Genomic DNA, 20123 nt, shown 5'->3' with positions numbered 1-20123 from the left:
AATCACGACGCTGTTGAATGAAAGTGAGTGCAACTGAAGGCATACTATACATGTACGACCATGGAGGATGCCATGTCAGTTTCACGCCGCAGCTTTGTTGGGGGGCTGGGTCTCAGCGTGCTGGCACCACGAGTGCTATGGGCGCAGCAGGACCCGGTGCTCGAGGCGCTGCGCAGCACGCTTTATTCCGGTCGAACCGAGTTTGAGGCGCAGATGACCTATCTGACGCAGCGCGGAAAGCCGGATGTGGTGCCTGCCCTGCTGACCGCCATGCGATACGGGGATCGGCGACGGGATGAAATCTCGGAGGTGATGGAAACCCTCAGTGGGCAAAAGCTGGGCACCGATTGGTTTGATTGGATGCTCTGGCAAGAGCGGAACCCGCAGCTGATCCCCCACCCATCACTGATCCCCTTCAAGCGCGAGGTTCTGCTGGGCCTCGACCAAAACTTTGATCTGTTCCTCCGGCCCGAATACCTGGCACGGGACCGGATGAAAATCAGGCTGGAAGAGATCGCCTGGGGTGGGGTTTATAAAGACGGTATCCCTTCGTTGGACAATCCAACCCTCATCTCGGCGGCTGATGCCAGCTACCTCAAGGGTGACGATCTGGTCTTTGGCGTCTCGATCAATGGGGATGTACGCGCCTATCCGTTGCGGATCATGGGGTGGCATGAAATGTTCAACGAAGTGATCGGAGGAGTTCCGGTCGCACTTGCCTATTGTACCCTGTGCGGGTCAGGCATTCTGTTTGAAACGCAGGTTGCGGGTCGGCGCAAACCGTTTGTCTTTGGCTCGTCTGGCTTCCTTTACCGGTCCAACAAACTAATGTTTGATCGCGAGACACACTCGCTGTGGAACCAATACACCGGCAAACCCGTGGTTGGCCCGTTGGTCGATAGCGGGATTGAGTTGAAGCAGCGACCGGTGGTGATCACGACCTGGGACAACTGGAAGACCTCGCATCCTGGTACCCGCGTCCTGTCGTTGGATACTGGGCATCGCCGAAACTACGGGTCTGGCGTGGTCTACCGCGAGTATTTCGCCTCGCCCGAGCTGATGTTCCCCGCGCGGGTCGATCAATCCCAGCATCGACAAAAGGATTACATCTTCACGATCCGCCAGTTTGGCGCAGCGCGCGCTTGGCCTTTGGACGCGTTCAGCCGCACCCGTGTGATCAACGATGCAATTGCGAACCGCACTCTGGTTTTGATCGGAAACCCGGATCGCCGGACCGTGCGGGCATATGAGCGGGCGGGGCACAGATTCAAAGCCTCTGACGGTGGGCTCGTGGACGAAAGCGGTCGCAAATGGACCCTGTCCGAAGAGATGTTAACCGGACCAGATGGCGCGCAACTGCCACGCGTCGCCGGGCATATCTCTTATTGGTTTGCCTGGGATAACTATCTGGGTGACGCTGCGAGCGTCTATGGTGGCTAGGAATGCTCTTCGGCCGCAGTGGCCGCCAACGCCCTGTTATAAGCCTTCAACGCATCGACATGATAGAGCGCGCCGATCGGGGTTTCTGACCCGTCCTCTTCAAGCACAATCACCGGAATGCATGGAATGTCTTCTCGGTCGAAATAGGGCATGGCGGCTTCCAGTGTGGCGCTCGCTTTGACGCAGAGGCCCCGCGCGATCAGTTCTTGCGCCTCATCTGCCGTAATCGAGCGCGGGTCGCCTATTGGCCGCATCACCGCCCCGGCACGCAGCATGGCAAGCAGATAAGCTTGCGGGCCAGCGGCCAGATGCACATTTCGACGCTCTAGCTGGGTCAGGAAGAAAGACCGGTCCACCAAACGAGATGCCAGCGCCGTCGACATCGAAACCGAAACCATCACCGCCAAACCGATCTGCCAGTCACCGGTCAGTTCGAACACAATAAGTGTGGTTGAAATCGGCGCGCCCAACACCGCAGCTGCAACCGCTCCCATTCCCGCAAACGCATAGAGCGTATGAGTCCCCGACACATCCGGCAACAACCCCGTTGCAATCAAACCGAAGGCCAACCCGGTCAACGCCCCAATCATCAAAGAGGGCGAAAACACACCGCCGCCCATGCGGCCCCCCATAGTGATGGCCACCGCGATGGTTTTGATCACGGCCAGCAGGATTGCGGTCGTCAGAACCAGATCACCAGTCAACGCACGGATCGTGGTTTCATAGCCGACACCGATAATATGCGGAAACCAGATGGCCAAAACGCCCAGCATCGCACCGGACACTGCCGGTCGCAGCCATCCCGGTAAAGACAGGCGGTTCTGGACGTGGGTGCCGATGTCTTCGGCAAAAAAGATTGAGCGCATCAATACCAAAGCAACGAGACCGCAGATCAGCCCGAGAATCAGAAACGCAGGCAGTTCCACATAGAATTTCAGGGACCCAGGCGTATCCAGCGCGAATTGGGTCACATCCCCATAGGCCAGCCGGTTGATCACCGTTCCTGCAACCGAAGCAATGACGATGGGCGCAAAGGCGTGAACCGCGAAATGGCGCAGCACGACCTCTAGCGCGAACAAAGCCCCAGCAATGGGCGCGTTGAAGCTGGCCGACACAGCAGCGGCAACGGCGCACCCCAACAGATCCCTGCCTGTGATCCCATCCGCGTGAATACGGTTGCTGACCCATGTCGAGATAACCCCTGCCATATGCACAACCGGCCCTTCCCGACCGGTCGAACCGCCTGAGCTGAGCGTGATAAGTGAGGCGAAGAATGAGGCGATACCCGCCTTCGTCTCGACCCGGCCATCGGTGATCGCAGCACCTTCGATCACATCCGCGACCGACCGTACACGGCCATCATCAGTGAACCGGTTTAGGATCACGCCAACAAGCAAACCGCCCAGGATCGGGATAATCAGAACCATGTACCACGGCAGTTTCTCGGCATGGCTGTGCAGCAGCAAGATATTATCTGTATCGTACAGATAGGCCTGCAAAAACTGGATTGCCTTGCGAAACCCCAGGGCCATGAACCCGGCGGCAATCCCGATCACCAAAGCGATGAACCAGAACTGTATTTGACTGGGCCCGCGTCGGCGCATCACCCAAAAGGCATCCTTGATCGCGGCGATGGCCTGATTCAGCTGGTTGCGCAGTACGGTATAGGTTGATTGAGTCATCTGCCTTCGGGGCTCGTCACTTAACCCTTAGTAAGCCAAGGGGCGGTCATATAAAAGCATGGCAGGACAAAGAAGGCGGCGCTGATACATCACGCCTTCAACAGCGCACGTGCTGCGGCGCGCGCTTCGTCGGTGATCGTATCGCCCGACACCATCCGGGCAATTTCGTCCACACGGTCACCTTCGGCCAGCGGTACAACGGTCGACAGCGTCTGTCCGTCGCTGACCTGTTTCTGCACCCGCCAGTGGTGTGCCGCCCGTGCGGCCACCTGAGGTGAGTGGGTCACGACCAGAACTTGCCCTCCTTTAGCCAATGCAGCCAACCGCCGGCCAACTGCATCGGCGGTGGCGCCGCCGACGCCCCGGTCAATTTCATCAAAGATCATGGTGCGCGCACTGTCATCTCCAGACAGACAGACCTTGAGCGCCAGTAGAAAGCGGCTGAGCTCGCCGCCAGAAGCGATCTTGTTCAACGGACCCGATGGCGCGCCGGGGTTCGTGGCCACGGTAAATGCAACCGCGTCGATACCTTCGGGACCCGGCTCCGCTATAGTGATTTCGGACTGGAACACGGCGCGTTCCATTTTGAGCGGCGCAAGCTCGGCCATGACCGCTGCATCCAATTGACCGGCCGCCTTTTGACGGGCCGTACTGAGGGTCGCAGCCTCGGCGTTGTAAGCGGCCTGCGCGGCCTCGACTGATGCGCGTCGATCGGCCAGATCGGCATCGCCTGCATCCAAACGACCCAGCCGATCCCGCAGGGTATTCGCAAAGGCCCCCAGGTCATCCGGGGCGACATCATGCTTTCTGGCAAGTGCGCGTATCGCAAACAGGCGCTCCTCGGCCGCTTCAAGCTCGGCCGGGTTGAAATCCAGCGCCTGAAGGCAGGCGTTCACGCCGTCCTGCGCTTCGCCCAGCTCGATCAGCGCGCGGCCTAAAGCACCGATTGGCCCTTCCAACTGCCCGCCAGCATTGTCCGCGACACCTTCCAGCCAGCGCATCGCATCCGACATCGCCCCTTCGGCCCCTTCGCCACCCAGCAGGTCAAAAGCCCGGGCGACATCGTCGCGGATGCGTTCAGCCCCCTGCATCATGCGGCGGCGGGCGTCCAATTCAGCATCTTCACCCGGTTGCGGGTCCAGCTTGTCCAGTTCGGCAACGGAATGCCGCAAGAATTCTTCTTCGGCCCGCATCGCAGCCAGCGCGGCCTCGGTCTCGGCCAGCGCTTTGCCGCTGCGCGACACTTCGGACCATGCGCGGCGCACTGCGGCTAGTTGCTCCGAGACCTGAGCGTAATCGTCCAACAGCAGGCGATGCCCCCGCGGGTTCAGCAAGCCGCGATCATCATGCTGGCCGTGAAGCTCGACCAGAGTCTCGGACAGGGCGCGCAGAACTTCACCGGAACAGCGGCGGTCATTGACCCAGGCGGTCTTACGGCCTTCGGCAGTGTTGACACGGCGCAGGATCAACTCTTCCCCACCCGGCAGTCCAGCCTCAGCCAAAATCTCGTGCGCGGGATGGCCTTCGGTCAGTTCGAATTCGGCCACGACCTCGCCTTGCGCAGCCCCCTGCCGGACCAGTTCGGCCCGCCCGCGCCAGCCCAGAACAAATCCCAGCGAATCCAGAAGGATCGACTTACCCGCCCCGGTCTCACCGGTCAGCGCGTTCAGTCCCGGCTGGAAGGTCAATTCCAGCCGGTCGATGATCAACATGTCACGGATATCTAAGGCACGCAGCATCGGGTGTTAGCATCCCCTGCCCGTCACCAGCTTACAACCATTGACCCTTGATCGTCTGACGATAGATCTGGCTGAGCCAATTGTTGCCGCGGCTCTTCAGGTCCAACCCGCGCGAGGTCAGCAACTTGTAGGCATCGTCATACCATTCCGAGGATTGGTAGTTATACCCCAGGATCGCACCAGCGGTCTGCGCCTCATCAAACAGACCCAGAGACAAATAGGCCTCGACAAGACGATACAGCGCTTCGGCTGTGTGGGACGTAGTCTGGAAATCCTCGACAACAACGCGGAATCGGTTGATGGCCGCGACATAGTGATCCTGACGCAGATAGTAGCGCCCGATCTCCATTTCCTTGCCCGCCAGATGATCGAAGGCCAGATCGAATTTCAACACCGCCGAGGTCGCGTATTCGCTGTCAGGATAGACTTCGATCACCGTTCGAAGCGCTTGCAGCGCCTGAAAGGTCAGACCCTGATCGCGGCCCACTTCGTCGATCTGATCATAGTAGCTGAGCGCCAGTAGATACTGCGCATAGGCGGCATCTTCATCCGTGGGATAGAAATCGATATAGCGCTGCGCAGCGGCACGGCTTTCTTCATAATTCTTGTCGGAGTGGAACGAAAACGCCTGCATGATCAGCGCGCGTTTTGCCCAGTCAGAATAGGGATAGAGACGCTCAACTTCCGAGAAATACCAAGCCGCATCATCCGAGCGATTCTGCGACAGTTCGTATTCACCACGGGTATAGATCTGCTCGGGCGTGAAGCCTTCGAGGTTTTGATCGCGGTCTGCGCCCCTGTTGCCGCATGCCGTCAAAACTGCTGCCAGAAGAATCGCACCTGCGAACCTGACTGCCGCTTTGCTGCCAACCATACCGCCCATCCTTGTCATCTTACTCACCGGGGTTCGCCCCGAATTGAGCCATGGTCTAGCATAGATATTTCCGGTGCAAAACGCCTTATGCACCCTCTGTCGCAAATGTCGTCAAAGGTGAACGGCTCAGGCCACCGCCGGAATCTCTTCCTGAACCAGACCTTGCCCCGGTAGGCGTGCCGCCTGTTCTGGGGTACACAGGATCGGGCGCACAGCACCCGGCGTTTCAAACAGCTTCCGCAACAGGGTGTTGGTCATGGAATGACCGGACTTGTCGCCGATAAAATGACCCAGAATCGGGCCACCGGCAAGATACAGATCACCCAGAGCGTCCAGCATCTTATGGCGCACGGCCTCATCCGCGTGGCGGAAACCGCCTGGTGTCAGCACCTCTTCGCCCTGCACCACCACTGCATTTTCCAGTGTACCGCCCAAGGCAAGGCCGTTTTCACGCATCGTCTCGACATCAATGCGGCGACAGAAAGTGCGGCAATCGCTCAGCTCACGCACAAACGAGCCATTGCGCATGTCCAGTGTCTTGGTCTGGTTTCCGATTGCGTCATCTTCAAAGTCGATGTGAAAATCGATGATCAGACCATCCGCAGGCGCAATCGTTGCACTTGCACCTTCGCGGGAGGCAGTAACGGGCTTGAGCACTTCGTAAGCCAGAACCGGGCTGGCCTGACGGCGCACGCCCTTGGCCATGATGCCGCGCACGAAATCAATCGACGAGCCATCCATGATCGGAACCTCGGGGCCGTCAATCTCGATCAGCGCGTTGTGAACACCACAGCCTGCAAGTGCGGCCATGATATGTTCCACGGTCGAAACCGATACGCCTGCGTCGTTCACCAGACGGGTGCAGAGCGGTGTCCGCTCGACCACGTCATAGATCGCAGGGATCAGCGCATTGCCTAACTCAATATCCGTCCGCTTGAACCAGATTCCATGACCTGCCGCAGCGGGTTTCAGAACCATAACGACAGGCTGACCGCCATGCAGTCCGACGCCGTTAAAGGTAACCGGAGATTTGAGCGTATGTTGCAAATTGGGCCTCAGCGAGTGGTGTCCAGCCTGTTACAGCTGTGTTGGCCACTCAGTTAAGGAAGCACGGGTCTATGCTCAACTCACTCTTTGTAACTGAATGAAACATGGATGTGACAGATCGGCAAAACCCTGCTTATCCCCCTATATCCATCTGTTAACAAAGAAAAAAGGATCGCCGGAAGGCGACCCTTTGCATTCATTTTGTTACCGCGATCAGTTGGCCTGACGGCGCAGGAAAGCAGGAATTTCGATCCGATCCTGATCGGGGTCGGCCTCTTCATGCGCAGGTGCCGTGGCGTCAACCTGGCGCATCGCGGGCTGCTGACGGGCTGGCTGAGACGGTGTGTCTGCCGCATGTCCAGTCATCCGATCGATCAATCGGTTGAAGCCAAAGCGCGAGCGTTCCTCGGTTTCTGCCTGCGCCTGAGGCGCCGGTTCCTGTGCCCGGGTCGCCGTCAGACGCTGCGCCGAAGAAGGCACGTTCTGCACAGCGGCCTGCAACCGCTGCAGCGCTTCTGGCGAAGGTGTTCCTGCGGGTTCCGGCTGCGGCGCAACATAGCTTTCGGGGGTCTGTTCGAAATGCTCCGGCTGCGGTTCAAACTCGGCGACCCGAGGCTGATAGGCTGGCGGAGGCAGGCCGTCATCCTCCTGCTGATCCTGCGGCTGGAACCGGGTTGCCGGGTCTTCGGTGGTTTCAAACAACGTTGGCTCACGGTTTTCCACCATTTCAGGCGCAGGTTCAGTAAATTCAGCAGCAACGGGCGCTGCCTCGGGGGTTGGTTCTTCGGCAGATACGGTGCGGGTCAGCGGCTCGGACATCGAGCGGCGCGCGACCGGCACATCGCTGGTTTTTTCCGTGGCATCGATCCCGGTTGCCACCACCGAAACGCGCATTCCGCCTTCCATCGCGGTATCGAGGGTCGAACCGACGATGATATTGGCCTCGGGGTCCACTTCCTCGCGAATGCGGTTGGCGGCCTCGTCCAGTTCGAACAACGTCAGGTCGTGCGAACCGGTAATGTTGATCAACACGCCCTTCGCGCCTTTGAGGCTGATTTCGTCCAGCAGCGGGTTGGCGATGGCTTTCTCGGCCGCCTGAATGGCGCGGTCTTCACCAGTTGCTTCGCCTGTGCCCATCATCGCCTTGCCCATCTCGTCCATCACCGCACGAACATCCGCAAAGTCGAGGTTGATCAGGCCGGGGCGCACCATTAGGTCGGTAACACCTTTGACGCCCTGATACAGAACGTCATCAGCCATCGAGAAGGCTTCGGTGAAGGTGGTTTTTTCGTTGGCCAACCGGAACAGGTTCTGGTTCGGAATGATGATCAGTGTGTCGACGACCTGTTGCAGCGATTCAACGCCATCTTCGGCCTGACGCATCCGCTTGGCCCCTTCGAACTGGAAGGGCTTGGTAACAACACCAACGGTCAGCACGCCCAGTTCCCGAGCAGCTTGCGCTATGATCGGCGCAGCACCCGTACCGGTGCCGCCGCCCATACCGGCGGTGATAAAGCACATATGCGCGCCGGCCAGATGATCGACGATCTGCTCGATGCTTTCTTCTGCGGCGGCTGCGCCGACGGTTGGGCGGGCCCCTGCCCCCAGACCTTCGGTGACTTTCACACCTAGCTGCACGCGTGCAGAGGAATGGCTTTGCTGCAGCGCCTGCGCGTCGGTGTTTGCAACTACGAAATCAACGCCATCCAACTGCTTTTCAATCATGTTATTGACTGCGTTGCCACCCGCACCGCCAACACCAAATACTGTAATCCGAGGCTTCAGTTCGTCGTGCCCGGGCATCGAAAGGTTCAATGTCATGCTCTGTCCGCCTGTATCTTTGTTCCGCCAAAGCGGTGTTTTTCTTACCTATCCTTGCTCGATTCTATCGTTGTGATGCGCAAAGGTCACGCTAAAAATCGCGAATTCCCACAAAATATGGAGGAAATAAGGCGTTATCCGGCGGTATTTCGCGCCACCTGCGAAATCTAGCGGATTGACTTAACGATGCTACAAGACAGCAGAAATGTGCGTGACGCCTTTCAGCTCACGTGCGGGTTGCATTCCCGGATTTCAAAGGGCGGAAAACTGCTCATGGTCCTGCCGCCGGGCCTCTGACGGGCCTTGTGGATATCTTTATGGATAAATGCCTGCGCTGCAACCGGTTTCTTTAGCTGGTGGGCGCATTCGGACAGTTCAAACCCTTGTCAGAGATGTTTCGCGTTTCCTGAATTTCCCCATCCGACAATGAGGCCAGTCGCACCATCAGCCGGTCCTGGTACAAAAACGGCCACCAACAGACCGGCACCCCGTCCGCGTCATTGTCATACAGAAAACAAATCTGACCATCCGGCGTGGTGATCTGACCATAGACGCAGCCGCGCCCTTCTTCCCGCCAGACAGAGGTTCGGTGATTCAGAAACTCCTCGGTCCCGACCAGATCCCCGCTGCGAATCTCGTAGAACATGACGGTTTTACCGACAACAGCATCCAGAAAGGCTTCGGGCGTGATCCGGGTTTGCGCCAAGGCAGCGCCCGACCACAGCGTCAGAGTGGTAAGGCCGAGAACTCTACCAATTGTCACGGAACCACCGGACGGCGCGTTTGAACGGGCGCGCGGCATAGGTGTCTACTGGAATTTCGAAATCCCACCATTCGTCCTGCGGATGGGCCGCAAACAAGCTGAGCCCCACGGCAGACGAGAAGCCCGGCCCTGTTGCCGATTGCGGCAGACCATGAACGCGCAGTGGGCGGCCCAGGCGCACGCGCTGACCCAGTATGCGCGTCGCCAGCCCATCCAGCCCCATGATCTGACTGCCACCGCCAGTCAGAACGATCTGTTGGCTCGGCATATGCTCAAAGCCTGCTGCATCCAGACGCACTCGGACCTCTTCCAGGATTTCCTCGACACGGGGGCGCATGATGCCGATCAACTCCGCCCGGCTAACGGTGCGGCGATCATGTTCCCAATCGCCGGTATCTCCCCCGATATCTATCAGGTCGCGGTCATCGGCACCGGTTGCGTGGACACCACCATTGAAGGTTTTGATCCGCTCTGCCACGGCCGCTGGTACGCCCAACCCCATTGAGATATCAGCGGTCACGTGATCCCCACCCATGCGCACGCAATCGGCATAGATCATGTGTTTCTTCATGAAGATCGACACGCTGGTCGTACCACCGCCCATATCGATACAGGCGGCACCCAGCTCCTGCTCGTCTTCAACCAATGCAGAAACGCCCGACACATAGGCCGAGTTTGCAATACCGGCCAGTTCAAGATCACAACGCTTGATACAGCGCACTATGTTTTGGATCGCAACCGTATCGACAGTCAGCATGTGCATATCAACGGCCAGGCTTTGACCCAGTTGCCCACGCGGATCGATCAGGCCTGAGCGGTTATCCAACGCAAAGTTCACAGGCTGCGCATGCAGAACCTCGCGCCCTGCCCCGTAATCCGGAACGTCGCAAGCATTAAGTACGCGGCCCACTTCGGCCTCGGTCACCAGTTGACCTTCCAGATCGACCTGCGCGTCCAGACCGTAGGAACGCGGGTTCGCGCCCGAGAAACAGGCAATCACGTGATCGACGCGAATATCGGCCATTTTCTGCGCCGCTTGCAGTGCGGTCCGGATGGCCCGCTCGGTTTCCTGCATCGCAGTAACTTCGCCGAATTGCACACCTCGCGAACGCGTTGTGGCGGCACCGATGACGCGGAACCCGGTCTGACCGGCCATGGACCCGATCATGTTATCCTCGTTCAGGCGACCGGTTCCGTCAAAGCGCAGCACCAAACAGGCAATCTTGGAACTGCCCACATCCAGAATGGCAATGACACCCCGCTGCATCGCTTGTCTTCGCATCTGCCGCATGGCGCGTTGGGACTGATAAAGATCGGTCATCATGGTCGTTACTGCCCGCTACTCACGTCTGTTTTTGTGTTCCACCAGTCTTCGCTGGCGGCTTTGGTCATTCTGACCGTGGGACGCTGCCCAAGGCGCATGTCGACGATAGCGACATCGCGTTCCAAAAGGTCTTGCACTTCATTGACGGCCAATACCCGTTCCAGCGCGCGCACCGGACGCTCGGTCGGCAACATGATGCGCTGGCCGCGATCCAGAACCAGATCCCAGCGCCGTTCGCCCATGCGCACAAGCCCGCGCACCCGCGTGCCAAGGCTGCGCGCGGTTCGGTAAATCTCCAACGCTTCGGCAACGTGCAGATCCGCGCCCTCACCCGCGATCAGCGGCAGATCAACGTGATCTTTGCGCGAGGCGATCTGATCGACATGAACCCCGGTTTCATCAAGCAGCTCAATGCCGCTCCGGGTGCGCCAGACAATGACGGGCTGGCGTTCGATCACATCGACCTGCAATATTCCGCCGGGCCGGATGCGCACGCTGGCCGTTTTCACGGGGTCCAACCCGATGATCGTGTCGCGCATCTGTTCGACATCCAGATCCCAGGAACTGATCGGGAAATCCAGCGGCACGAGCTCGCGGATATCCTCAGCAAGGCTTGATCCCGCGCCATCGATGGCCATTAGGTTGACCATAAATTCTGGACGTTCCTGAATCGAAGTGCGGATATCGGCAATGTAGGTGCTGACCGCCTCACGCCGTTCGGCAGAAGCAAAGTAAAGCCCCACACCCGCAACGACCGCGCAAATCGGCAACCCCAGTTTGACACCCAATCGAATGCCAGGCGTCAGCATCCACCGCTGAAACCGATAGCTCAGCCGCGAAGGCGCTGGGTCAGAGCCGCGTGACGTACGCCCAAACAGCCGCGCCCCGCGCAAACGCAAGACGGGGTCCACCTCATGCGTTTCTGTATCTGCAGATTCGAAATCGGCATCCGGCCCTGCAACGGGTTTGGTCCGGTGGATCACCGGCGCGCGGGTGGCGCTTAGCGGTCGCATGAGGCGTCCTCCACCATCCAGGCGCAAAGCTGGCCGAATGTCATGCCGCAATGCTCACCCTGTTCGGGGACCAGCGAGGTGGGAGTCATCCCCGGCTGAGTATTGGTTTCCAGCAACGCCAGACCATCAACGCCTTTGGTATCATCCCAACGGAAATCGGTCCGACTGACGCCTTTGCAGCCAAGAATATTGTGGGCGCGCAGGGCATAGTCCATGCACAGGTCAAAAATCTTTGCGGGAATCTCAGCAGGCAGAACGTGCCACGAGCCACCGGGCTTATACTTGGCGTCATAGTCGTACCAGCCATCGGTCATGATCTCGGTCACAGTCAGGGCCCGGTCACCCATGACGGTCACGGTCAGCTCTCGACCGGCCACATATTGCTCGACCATCACCTCATCCGGCATGTCATCGGATAGCTGTGGAGGGCCATTTGCATCTTCATGCACCAGGTAAATACCGACGCTGGAGCCCTCGTTGTTGGGTTTGACCACATAAGGTGGCGCCATTACGTGATCGGCCATCACGCCCTGCTTGGACACGATGATGCTGTCTGCAATGGGCAGGCCGTTTATGCGAAACGCCTCTTTGCTACGCTGCTTGTCCATTGCGAGGGCCGAGGCCAAAACGCCGGAATGCGTGTATGGGATTTGCATCCACTCCAGTAGCCCCTGCACACAGCCATCTTCGCCCCAGCGGCCATGCAGGGCGTTGAAAACCACATCCGGCTTGATTTCCATCAGGCGCGCATAGAGGTCCGGACCCGCGTCCAGCTCGACCACGTCAATGCCTTCTCCCGCAAGGGCGGCCGCGCATTCGCGCCCAGAGCTGAGAGACACCTCGCGTTCCGCCGAGGGGCCGCCCATCAATACCGCCACTTTGGGGTTTGTCCTGCTCGACATACCCAATGTGCGCCTCAATGTCCCCGGACCTTATGTAATGGTCCGTACTGCGTTTATGCCTTTGATCCGTCGCCTGAATTTGCCTGTTTTGGTCTGACGGTTGGGGCTTTATTCTGTCAGCGGATCACCGACCCGCATGATTTCCCACTCTAGCGTGATGCCGCTTGTTTCGTAAACCTTTTTTCGCACTTCTTCGCCCAGACCTTCCAGATCAGCCGCGGTGGCGTCACCGGTGTTGATCAGGAAATTCGAATGCTTAGGGCTCATCTGCGCGCCACCTTTGGTTGCGCCACGCATCCCGGCATCGTCGATCACCTTCCATGCCTTGAGGTCATGCACGTCATCCGCCCGCCCGGTCGAGGAAAACCCCGCTGGATTGCGAAAGGTCGATCCGGCGCTGCGGTCCTTGGTGGGTTGGGTTTCGTCACGTTTCTTCAGCTGCGCCTCCATTCGGGCGTGCAGCTCTGCCGGGTCGCCCTTGGGGCCTTCGAATGTGGCCGACACCAGAACAGCCCCTTCAGGCAGGTCGGATTGGCGATAGCGGAAGTTCAGTTCGGCGGCGGTGAGGTCTATCAACTCACCCTGCCGCGTGACGATTGTGGCTTTGCGTAGGACGTCTGCCGTATAGCTGCCGTAGCAACCCGCATTCATTCGCACCGCCCCACCGATCGATCCGGGGATCGTGCGCAGGAATGTCAGATCAACCCCCGCATCCGCCGCCTTTCGCGCAACATGCGCATCTAAGGCGGCAGCACCTGCCGTGACGGTCGTTCCCTCGACCGAAATTCCGTTGAAGCCACGCCCCAGCCGGATCACCACGGCACGCAAGCCACCGTCACGCACGATCAGGTTAGAGCCAACACCCATGGGAAAGACCGGTAAATCTTCGGGTAGCTCGCGCAGGAGGGCCTGCAAATCCTCAAGATCGGCAGGCTGGAACAGAAAGTCTGCAGGGCCACCAACGCGGAGCCATGTCAGGTCGTTAAGGTTACGATTTTCGGACAGTTTGCCACGCGGCGCAGGAAGTGTTCTCATGAATGCTAGATCGCGGATTCAGAGGGATATGGCAACCTGTATCCGAAACCCAGACATCAAATGCGTCGACGGATCCAGCGACCCAGATAGATCACGGGCCAGCGCAGCATGGACATGCCCGCAGCCAAAACCAACAACCCAATCCATGGGCCGTTCTCATAGGTAACATAGCCCAAAATCGGAATGCCCACAGCAATCAAGACATAGGCGCGCGTCCAGTGGTTGTCCTTGCTGGGGATCATCGCCAACAGGTTGGCGGCAAGGCCCCACAGGGCGGCCAGAGCAAGCGACCAGCTCATTCCATCACCTCCCCGCGCACCCATTTGCGCCAGTAGTAGCGGATCGGGTTGCGGAATATTGAGACAAAGCCCCCAAAGGCGAGAGCCGACCAGAACCAGCCGTGATCATAGCCCAGCCAGACAATCAGAACTGGCGCGCAAATCAACAAGGTGACACCCGGAGGGAATTGCAGCCGCATGGGTAACAACGCCACAATGGTGGCGCAGATTACCCAGATCGCGGCAAAGATCATCGAATAGTCCATGCGCCCCCTCCGAGGACTCGCGGTAGCTGAGGTTATTGTATCACACTTTCAGGTTGTGCTGCAAATGAGGAGTGCCGTCAAACTGCTTGTTTTCTTTGCAATCTCTCAGGCAGCCCATTCGCCCAGGCGCTGATCGTACCGGCACCAAGGCAGACAACCATATCTCCGGGGCGCGCCTGTTCGCGCACGAGGCGTTCAAGATCGTCCTCGTCCAGTAACGCACGAGCATGCCGATGCCCATGGCGGATCAGCCCCTGCACCAGATCATCGCGCGACGCCCCTTCGATCGGGTCTTCGCCGGCGGCGAAGATATCGGCGATGGCAACGACGTCAGCGTCGTTAAAGCAGGTGCAGAAATCATCGAACAGGTTGGACAGACGGGAATAGCGGTGCGGCTGATGCACGGCAATCACGCGTCCCTCAGTCGCCTGACGCGCAGCTTTCAGCACCGCAGCGATTTCCACCGGGTGATGGCCATAGTCGTCGATGATGGTGACCCCATCAATCTCTCCGACTTTGGTAAAGCGGCGGTTCACGCCTCCGAAATTGGCCAGCGTCTCGCGGATTTCTGCGGTTTTCATGCCCAGATGGCGGGCGACAGCCACGGCAGACAACGCGTTTGAGACGTTGTGATCGCCAGGCATCGGCAACGTGCAGCCCTCAATCACCTTGTCTTCGTATTGCAGGTGGATATCGAAATGAGCGACGCCGCCTTTATAGGTCAGGTTCATCGCCCGCACATCGGCCTGCGCGTTGAAACCATAGGTGCGAACGCGACGGTCAGTGATGCGCCCGACCAGAGCCTGAACTTCGGCATGATCCGTGCAGCACACGGCTAGACCGTAGAACGGCAGGTTCGAAACGAACTCATAAAACCCATCGCGCAACTTGTCGAAATCGCCCCAATGCTCCATATGCTCGGGATCGATATTGGTGACGATGGCGATGGTCGCGGGCAGACGGTTGAACGAGCCGTCGGATTCGTCGGCCTCGACCACCATCCATTCGCCCTGCCCCATCCGTGCGTTCGAGCCGTAGGCGTGGATGATGCCACCATTGATGACCGTAGGGTCGAAATCACCCGCCACCATCAATTCGGCCATCATCGTGGTCGTGGTTGTTTTGCCATGCGTACCAGCAATGGCGATGTTCGACCGCAGGCGCATCAGCTCGGCCAGCATATCCGCACGACGGACAACAGGAAGACCTTGCGCGCGCGCCTCATCCAGTTCCGGGTTGCCCGGTTTGATCGCGGTCGAGGTGACGACCACGGCGGCGTTTTGCAGGTTTTCGGCTTTCTGCCCCACAAAAATCTCGGCCCCAAGGGACGCCAACCGATCCGTGATCTTCGAAGCCTTTAGATCTGACCCCTGCACCCGGTAGCCAAGGTTCAGCAACACCTCGGCGATGCCCGACATCCCGATCCCGCCGATCCCAACGAAATGGATCGGCCCGACATCCTGCGGCAGTTTGGTTGCTGGGGTCATGTGGTCTCCTTCTGCGCCAATTGCTCGACCAGGGCGACCAGACGCTCGGTGGCGTCGGGGGCTCCGACCGACAAGGCGGCATGGGCCATTTTCTGTGCGGCTTCAGGGTTCGTCAAAACCGTGCTCATTTGCTCGGTCAGCGCGGCAACGTCAAGAGCGTTTTCGGGGATCATGATCGCCCCGCCCGCCTGTACCAACCCTCGGGCATTGGCGGTCTGATGGTCGCCTGCGGCGGCTGCAAACGGGATCAGGATCGACGGGCGGCCGATGACCGAGATATCGGCCACGCTGGATGCGCCCGAGCGACTGATCACCAGTTGCGCATCTGACATACGGCGTGGCACGTCGTCAAAAAAGGGCTTAACATCCGCACGAATGCCGTGCTCGTTGTAAAAGGCCGTGACGCGTGCACCGTCTTCATCCCGCGCCTGATGTGAGACGCGGATATGAGCACGGATGTCTTCGGGCAGCGCCGCAATGGATTCTGGCACCACGTCACTGAGAATTCGGGCACCTTGCGAGCCACCCATGACAAGGATCGACATCGGGTATTCGCCGGGCGGGATATAGGGCGCCCCGGCCCGCTCCAAAACCGAGGCTCGGACCGGGTTGCCGGTGTGTATGCCCTGCGCACTGTCCGGCAGATCGGTCGGCCAGACACCGCAGGCCACTTGTGAAACGCGCGTGGCAAACAGCTGGTTCACCCGGCCCAGCACCCCGTTTTGCTCATGGATCATGCGTGGTAGTTTCAGCATCACCGCCGCACCCAGGGCTGGGATCGAGGGATATCCGCCGAAGCCCACGACCACATCCGGTTTGTCCCGCATCATCTGAAACGCCATGCTGGCGACACCACCAGCAATCTTAGGGCCGACCAGTGCCTTAGCCGCCAAACCGCCTCGCGCGAAAGTGGCCGAGGAGGCTTCGACAATCTCGGTCGTGTGCGGGAAGCCACCGGTATAGCGGGCCCCACGGGCATCGGTAGACAGGCGCACCCGCCAACCTTTGTGCAACATCGCCTCAGCCAGGGCTTGCGCCGGGAACATATGGCCCCCGGTGCCGCCCGCCGCAATCAGAAGGTAGGGTTTGCCCATCAGCTTCGTCCGCGCAGAATATCGCCCAGTTCGCCTTGCGGGCGGGTTCGGGTGAAGGCCAGCAACATGCCGATCGCGATACCGCCTGCAATCAACGACGAGCCGCCGTAACTGACAAAAGGCAGCGTCATACCCTTGGCAGGCAGCAGTCGCACCGCAACACCCATATTGATCATTGCCTGAACGCCAAACATGCAGGCCAGACCAGTTCCCGCCAAGCGGATGAACATATCCCGTTCACGCATCAGCCGCAGCAGCGAGCGCACGACGATAATCGAATAGAGCGCGATGATGATCAGCACCAGGATAAGGCCGTATTCCTCGGCTGCGACGGCGATAATGAAATCTGTATGCGCATCGGGCAGAGACCATTTGACCTGCCCCTCGCCCACGCCGACGCCAAACAAACCGCCCTCACGTATGGCGTTGGTCGCATAGCCAAGTTGAGTGGTCGGATCGACCTCTTGATTCAAAAATCCGTCAATACGGCGCGCGAAATGGTCCGAGTTGGAATAGGCGAACATCCCCGCCAGAATGACCACGCCGGCCATGCCTACTAGCAGCAGCATGGGGGCCCCGGCCACGAAATACATCACGCCCCAACCAAACAGGATCAGACAGGCCTGCCCGAAATCTGGCTGCATCACGAGCATCCCGACAATCGCCATGCACAGCGCAAAAGACCACAAACGCCCCGGAGGGCCGTTGATTTCCTGCGATGCCGCCAGCAGCCACGCCGCAACAACCACAAATCCGGGCTTCAGAAACTCGGACGGTTGCAGCGACGCGAATCCCAGAGAATACCAACGCACCGCCCCTTTTCCGAAATCGGTGCCGAAGATCGGCAGGAACGCGAGCGCAACAAAGGCCCCCAGAAAGCCCAGCACCGCCAGACGGCGTACCAGTGTTGGCGACATCATAGAGGTCAGCAACATCGCAATCAGCGCCAGCCCACCGAACAGCGCCTGCCGTTCGACATAGTGAAACGGATCGAAGCCGTTGCGCCCTGCCAGTGGCGGCGAGGACGCCAACCCCAATAATAGCCCGATGACAAACAGGATCAGCACGCAGGACATCGTCCAGCGATCAATCGTGCGCCACCACTTTGGTAGAATCGGTTCGCCGCGCTGGTCCTGGACCGCGCCATACACCATCTCAGTCATGAGATACCGCCACTTACTGCCTCGTTAACGCCCCGTTTTCGGGGTCTGGGTAGAAGTGTACAGGGATTTTGGGGATTGGGCTAGGGAAATGAGGGGCATAGGCGGAATTCGATCAGCCCCAGAGATATGAAAGTGCGTTACGCTTTGATCGGGTACCGGTCCGGTTCCTCAAAGACATCAATCACGCGCGTACCTGCCTTGATCCGGCCTCCGTGTTCGACCCCGGCTGGGATCGAGTAGTTTTCACCAGGACGGTAGGTTTTCGTCTGATCTCCGATTGTTAGTTCAATCTCACCTTCAACGACTGTACCCCATTGCGCGCCATGAGAATGGAGCGGAAGCTCCACTTCCTTCAGAAAGGTAAAGAACGCCACCAGCCCCGCGTCCGAGCGAATTACGGCCGTCTGTACCACATCTTCGGGGAAAGGAACGTCGAGTTTTGGAAAGGCCACCATAAAATCCGGGAATTGCATAAACTGTTCCTTCTATGCAGGTAAGTTATCACCGCAGGATGACAGTGCGTCCGGCAACTGGCAATCCGGATTTCCCGCGCGGGATTGCAGCCTGAACGAGACGATGGCACGCTCTTGCGTTCCGGCTCAATCCAAGCCATCCCCCACCCATGACCTATGACACGATCATCCTCGGGGCCGGTGCAGCAGGTATGATGTGCGCCGCCCATTGCGGCGGGCGCGTTTTGGTGATCGACCACGCCAAGGCTCCGGGTGAGAAAATCCGCATCTCGGGAGGCGGGCGGTGCAATTTCACCAACATGTATGCGCGCTCGGGAAACTTTCTGTCGCAGAACCCACATTTCTGCAAATCCGCCCTGGCGCGATATACGCAGTGGGATTTCGTCGATCTGGTCGGACACCACAACATCGCATGGCACGAGAAAACACTCGGCCAACTATTCTGCGACGGGTCCTCCAAGCAAATCATCCAGATGTTGCTGGATGAGATGACACGTGCCGGAGCGGAGCTGTGGGTGCGAACCGAGCTCAAGGACCTGCGCAAGACCGAATGTGGCTTCACACTGGAGGTCGAGCGCGAAGGACAGCGCCGAAGCCTGACTTGCTCCAATCTGGTTCTGGCCACAGGCGGCAAGTCAATCCCCAAAATGGGCGCGACAGGGCTGGCCTATGATATCGCGCTGCAATTCGGGTTGCGAATGACCGAAACCCGCGCCGCGCTAGTCCCGTTCACGTTCTCAGATGGGAAGTTCAAAGACCTATCGGGCGTCTCGCTGCCCGCACGACTGTCAAACGAGCGTACCAGTTTTGACGAAGCGCTTCTGTTCACTCATCGCGGCCTTAGCGGGCCGTCGGTTCTGCAACTCTCCTCCTACTGGCGCGAGGGAGAGACGATCTGCGTGAACCTGATCCCCGATCTGCCGCTGTTCGACCTGCTGCGGGATCAACGCCAAAGCGCTGGGCGCAAGGATTTGACCACGGAACTGGCGCGCCACTTGCCCGCGCGACTGGTCGATTACCTCAGCCAGCAGATGCCAATGCATGGCAATTTGGCCGACCAGTCTGATGCGGTGCTCAGCGATCTGAGCTCTGCCCTTTCCAACTGGCAACTGACCCCATCGGGCACCGAAGGCTACCGTACGGCCGAGGTCACGCTGGGCGGGATCGACACAGATGACCTGTCCTCAAAAACGATGGAGGCCAGGGATGTCCCCGGCCTCTATGCAATTGGTGAAGCGGTGGATGTCACCGGATGGTTGGGTGGGTACAACTTCCAATGGGCATGGTCCTCCGGCCACGCCGCTGGAACCGCCATCGCAAGCCACTCGTTTTGACGATCAACCCTTAGCCGACGACGTTATAGCCACGCCCGCGCATGCAGTTGCGCACGATAACCTCTTGATTTTGGGTGTTCTGTAGCGCGCTTGCACCCGCACCGATCAGAGCACCGGCAACGGCGGTACGGCCCAGATCGCTGGCACTGTCATCGATGATCGCTTTTGTACCAGCGGCACCTGCAGCACCAATCGCCGCCGCACCCGCTGTTCTGCCATCAACCGTTGGCTGTGTTCGGGCCAGAGCCTGGCACTGCGCCAGGTCTGCGTTGTAATTGGGACCGATATTGCCATCGATGATAGGCGTGTAGTTCGCGCCAGAGTTGGCACAGGCTCCGACCAACAGCACCGCTGGCAACACCATAAATTTCTTTCGGTTGGACATATC

The 20123-nt window shown here is 59.1% G+C and carries 19 protein-coding genes; 2 read left to right on the top strand and 17 right to left on the bottom strand.

Annotation, left to right across the window (positions count from 1 at the left end; all coding sequences use genetic code 11):
• Positions 1–72: 72 nt before the first annotated feature.
• Positions 73–1440 carry a DUF3179 domain-containing protein gene (locus ACR0DH_RS05290; RefSeq protein WP_480547689.1) on the top strand — a complete coding sequence of 456 codons (1368 nt, stop codon included), beginning with the start codon at positions 73–75 and terminating at the stop codon, positions 1438–1440.
• Here ACR0DH_RS05290 and ACR0DH_RS05285 read toward each other — a convergent pair.
• The 16 genes from ACR0DH_RS05285 to ACR0DH_RS05210 all read right to left on the bottom strand — a co-directional run bounded on the left by ACR0DH_RS05285 (position 1437) and on the right by ACR0DH_RS05210 (position 18401).
• A complete protein-coding gene (locus ACR0DH_RS05285) occupies positions 1437–3122 on the bottom strand; it encodes a chloride channel protein (RefSeq protein WP_480547687.1) in 1686 nt (561 codons plus the stop codon). The genes ACR0DH_RS05290 and ACR0DH_RS05285 overlap by 4 nt on opposite strands.
• An 89-nt stretch (positions 3123–3211) precedes the next feature.
• On the bottom strand, positions 3212–4861 hold the full coding sequence (gene recN, locus ACR0DH_RS05280; RefSeq protein WP_480547685.1) for a DNA repair protein RecN: 1650 nt from the start codon (positions 4859–4861) through the stop codon (positions 3212–3214).
• A 31-nt stretch (positions 4862–4892) separates the two neighbouring features.
• Positions 4893–5735 (bottom strand): outer membrane protein assembly factor BamD, encoded by an 843-nt coding sequence (locus tag ACR0DH_RS05275; protein WP_170532154.1) that lies wholly within the window; start codon positions 5733–5735, stop codon positions 4893–4895.
• 126 nt (positions 5736–5861) lie between these two features.
• Positions 5862–6782: a UDP-3-O-acyl-N-acetylglucosamine deacetylase gene (lpxC, locus tag ACR0DH_RS05270; RefSeq protein ID WP_480547683.1), complete on the bottom strand. Its 921-nt coding sequence runs from the start codon at positions 6780–6782 to the stop codon at positions 5862–5864.
• A 213-nt stretch (positions 6783–6995) separates the two neighbouring features.
• Complete coding sequence (gene ftsZ, locus ACR0DH_RS05265; RefSeq protein ID WP_480547681.1) at positions 6996–8603, bottom strand: cell division protein FtsZ; 1608 nt, start codon at positions 8601–8603, stop codon at positions 6996–6998.
• 349 nt (positions 8604–8952) lie between these two features.
• Complete coding sequence (locus ACR0DH_RS05260) at positions 8953–9366, bottom strand: hypothetical protein (RefSeq protein WP_480547679.1); 414 nt, start codon at positions 9364–9366, stop codon at positions 8953–8955.
• Positions 9353–10687 (bottom strand): cell division protein FtsA, encoded by a 1335-nt coding sequence (ftsA, locus tag ACR0DH_RS05255; RefSeq protein WP_480541737.1) that lies wholly within the window; start codon positions 10685–10687, stop codon positions 9353–9355. The genes ACR0DH_RS05260 and ftsA overlap by 14 nt, the downstream gene beginning before the upstream one ends.
• Positions 10688–10695: 8 nt before the next feature.
• The gene (locus tag ACR0DH_RS05250; RefSeq protein ID WP_480547677.1) at positions 10696–11703 is read right to left on the bottom strand and encodes a cell division protein FtsQ/DivIB; all 1008 of its coding nucleotides are present in this window, start codon (positions 11701–11703) and stop codon (positions 10696–10698) included.
• Positions 11691–12605 (bottom strand): D-alanine--D-alanine ligase, encoded by a 915-nt coding sequence (locus ACR0DH_RS05245; protein WP_480547675.1) that lies wholly within the window; start codon positions 12603–12605, stop codon positions 11691–11693. Before ACR0DH_RS05245 ends, ACR0DH_RS05250 begins: the two co-directional genes overlap by 13 nt.
• A 108-nt stretch (positions 12606–12713) precedes the next feature.
• Positions 12714–13640 (bottom strand): UDP-N-acetylmuramate dehydrogenase, encoded by a 927-nt coding sequence (gene murB, locus ACR0DH_RS05240; RefSeq protein ID WP_480547673.1) that lies wholly within the window; start codon positions 13638–13640, stop codon positions 12714–12716.
• A gap of 56 nt (positions 13641–13696) precedes the next feature.
• Positions 13697–13939 carry a DUF2484 family protein gene (locus ACR0DH_RS05235; RefSeq protein ID WP_480498914.1) on the bottom strand — a complete coding sequence of 81 codons (243 nt, stop codon included), beginning with the start codon at positions 13937–13939 and terminating at the stop codon, positions 13697–13699.
• Positions 13936–14184 (bottom strand): DUF2484 family protein, encoded by a 249-nt coding sequence (locus ACR0DH_RS05230; RefSeq protein WP_480547671.1) that lies wholly within the window; start codon positions 14182–14184, stop codon positions 13936–13938. The genes ACR0DH_RS05235 and ACR0DH_RS05230 overlap by 4 nt, the downstream gene beginning before the upstream one ends.
• Positions 14185–14261: 77 nt before the next feature.
• A complete protein-coding gene (gene murC, locus ACR0DH_RS05225) occupies positions 14262–15671 on the bottom strand; it encodes a UDP-N-acetylmuramate--L-alanine ligase (RefSeq protein ID WP_480547669.1) in 1410 nt (469 codons plus the stop codon).
• Entirely contained in the window at positions 15668–16765 is a 1098-nt protein-coding gene (locus tag ACR0DH_RS05220; RefSeq protein WP_480547667.1) for a UDP-N-acetylglucosamine--N-acetylmuramyl-(pentapeptide) pyrophosphoryl-undecaprenol N-acetylglucosamine transferase, read from the bottom strand. The genes murC and ACR0DH_RS05220 overlap by 4 nt, the downstream gene beginning before the upstream one ends.
• The gene (gene ftsW / locus ACR0DH_RS05215; protein ID WP_480547665.1) at positions 16765–17928 is read right to left on the bottom strand and encodes a putative lipid II flippase FtsW; all 1164 of its coding nucleotides are present in this window, start codon (positions 17926–17928) and stop codon (positions 16765–16767) included. Before ftsW ends, ACR0DH_RS05220 begins: the two co-directional genes overlap by 1 nt.
• 137 nt (positions 17929–18065) lie before the next feature.
• A complete protein-coding gene (locus tag ACR0DH_RS05210; RefSeq protein ID WP_480547663.1) occupies positions 18066–18401 on the bottom strand; it encodes a cupin domain-containing protein in 336 nt (111 codons plus the stop codon).
• 149 nt (positions 18402–18550) lie between these two features.
• On the opposite strand from ACR0DH_RS05210, the gene ACR0DH_RS05205 reads away from it, so the two are divergent.
• The gene (locus ACR0DH_RS05205) at positions 18551–19735 is read left to right on the top strand and encodes a BaiN/RdsA family NAD(P)/FAD-dependent oxidoreductase (RefSeq protein WP_480547661.1); all 1185 of its coding nucleotides are present in this window, start codon (positions 18551–18553) and stop codon (positions 19733–19735) included.
• A gap of 10 nt (positions 19736–19745) precedes the next feature.
• Here the strand turns inward: ACR0DH_RS05205 and ACR0DH_RS05200 are convergent, their stop codons facing one another.
• Positions 19746–20120, bottom strand: coding sequence for a glycine zipper family protein (locus ACR0DH_RS05200; RefSeq protein ID WP_480547659.1), 375 nt, complete (start codon positions 20118–20120; stop codon positions 19746–19748).
• Between the last annotated feature and the right edge of the window lie 3 nt (positions 20121–20123).

This window comes from Ruegeria sp. I1 (assembly GCF_056532675.1).
The sequence above is the reverse complement of the archived record's forward strand: the minus strand, read 5'-3'. Positions and strand labels throughout refer to the sequence as shown.

Bases quoted from the DNA above. Each gene is read 5' to 3' on its own strand.
- ACR0DH_RS05230 (WP_480547671.1), bottom strand. From the start codon at position 14,184: ATGGACTATTCGATGATCTTTGCCGCGATCTGGGTAATCTGCGCCACC.
- ACR0DH_RS05290 (WP_480547689.1), top strand. From the start codon at position 73: ATGTCAGTTTCACGCCGCAGCTTTGTTGGGGGGCTGGGTCTCAGCGTG.
- ACR0DH_RS05285 (WP_480547687.1), bottom strand. From the start codon at position 3,122: ATGACTCAATCAACCTATACCGTACTGCGCAACCAGCTGAATCAGGCC.
- ACR0DH_RS05210 (WP_480547663.1), bottom strand. From the start codon at position 18,401: ATGCAATTCCCGGATTTTATGGTGGCCTTTCCAAAACTCGACGTTCCT.
- ftsZ (WP_480547681.1), bottom strand. From the start codon at position 8,603: ATGACATTGAACCTTTCGATGCCCGGGCACGACGAACTGAAGCCTCGG.
- ACR0DH_RS05235 (WP_480498914.1), bottom strand. From the start codon at position 13,939: ATGAGCTGGTCGCTTGCTCTGGCCGCCCTGTGGGGCCTTGCCGCCAAC.
- ACR0DH_RS05205 (WP_480547661.1), top strand. From the start codon at position 18,551: ATGACCTATGACACGATCATCCTCGGGGCCGGTGCAGCAGGTATGATG.
- ACR0DH_RS05220 (WP_480547667.1), bottom strand. From the start codon at position 16,765: ATGGGCAAACCCTACCTTCTGATTGCGGCGGGCGGCACCGGGGGCCAT.
- ftsW (WP_480547665.1), bottom strand. From the start codon at position 17,928: ATGACTGAGATGGTGTATGGCGCGGTCCAGGACCAGCGCGGCGAACCG.
- murC (WP_480547669.1), bottom strand. From the start codon at position 15,671: ATGACCCCAGCAACCAAACTGCCGCAGGATGTCGGGCCGATCCATTTC.
- recN (WP_480547685.1), bottom strand. From the start codon at position 4,861: ATGCTGCGTGCCTTAGATATCCGTGACATGTTGATCATCGACCGGCTG.
- ACR0DH_RS05250 (WP_480547677.1), bottom strand. From the start codon at position 11,703: ATGCGACCGCTAAGCGCCACCCGCGCGCCGGTGATCCACCGGACCAAA.
- ACR0DH_RS05245 (WP_480547675.1), bottom strand. From the start codon at position 12,605: ATGTCGAGCAGGACAAACCCCAAAGTGGCGGTATTGATGGGCGGCCCC.
- ACR0DH_RS05200 (WP_480547659.1), bottom strand. From the start codon at position 20,120: ATGTCCAACCGAAAGAAATTTATGGTGTTGCCAGCGGTGCTGTTGGTC.
- ftsA (WP_480541737.1), bottom strand. From the start codon at position 10,687: ATGACCGATCTTTATCAGTCCCAACGCGCCATGCGGCAGATGCGAAGA.
- ACR0DH_RS05275 (WP_170532154.1), bottom strand. From the start codon at position 5,735: ATGGTTGGCAGCAAAGCGGCAGTCAGGTTCGCAGGTGCGATTCTTCTG.
- murB (WP_480547673.1), bottom strand. From the start codon at position 13,640: ATGAGAACACTTCCTGCGCCGCGTGGCAAACTGTCCGAAAATCGTAAC.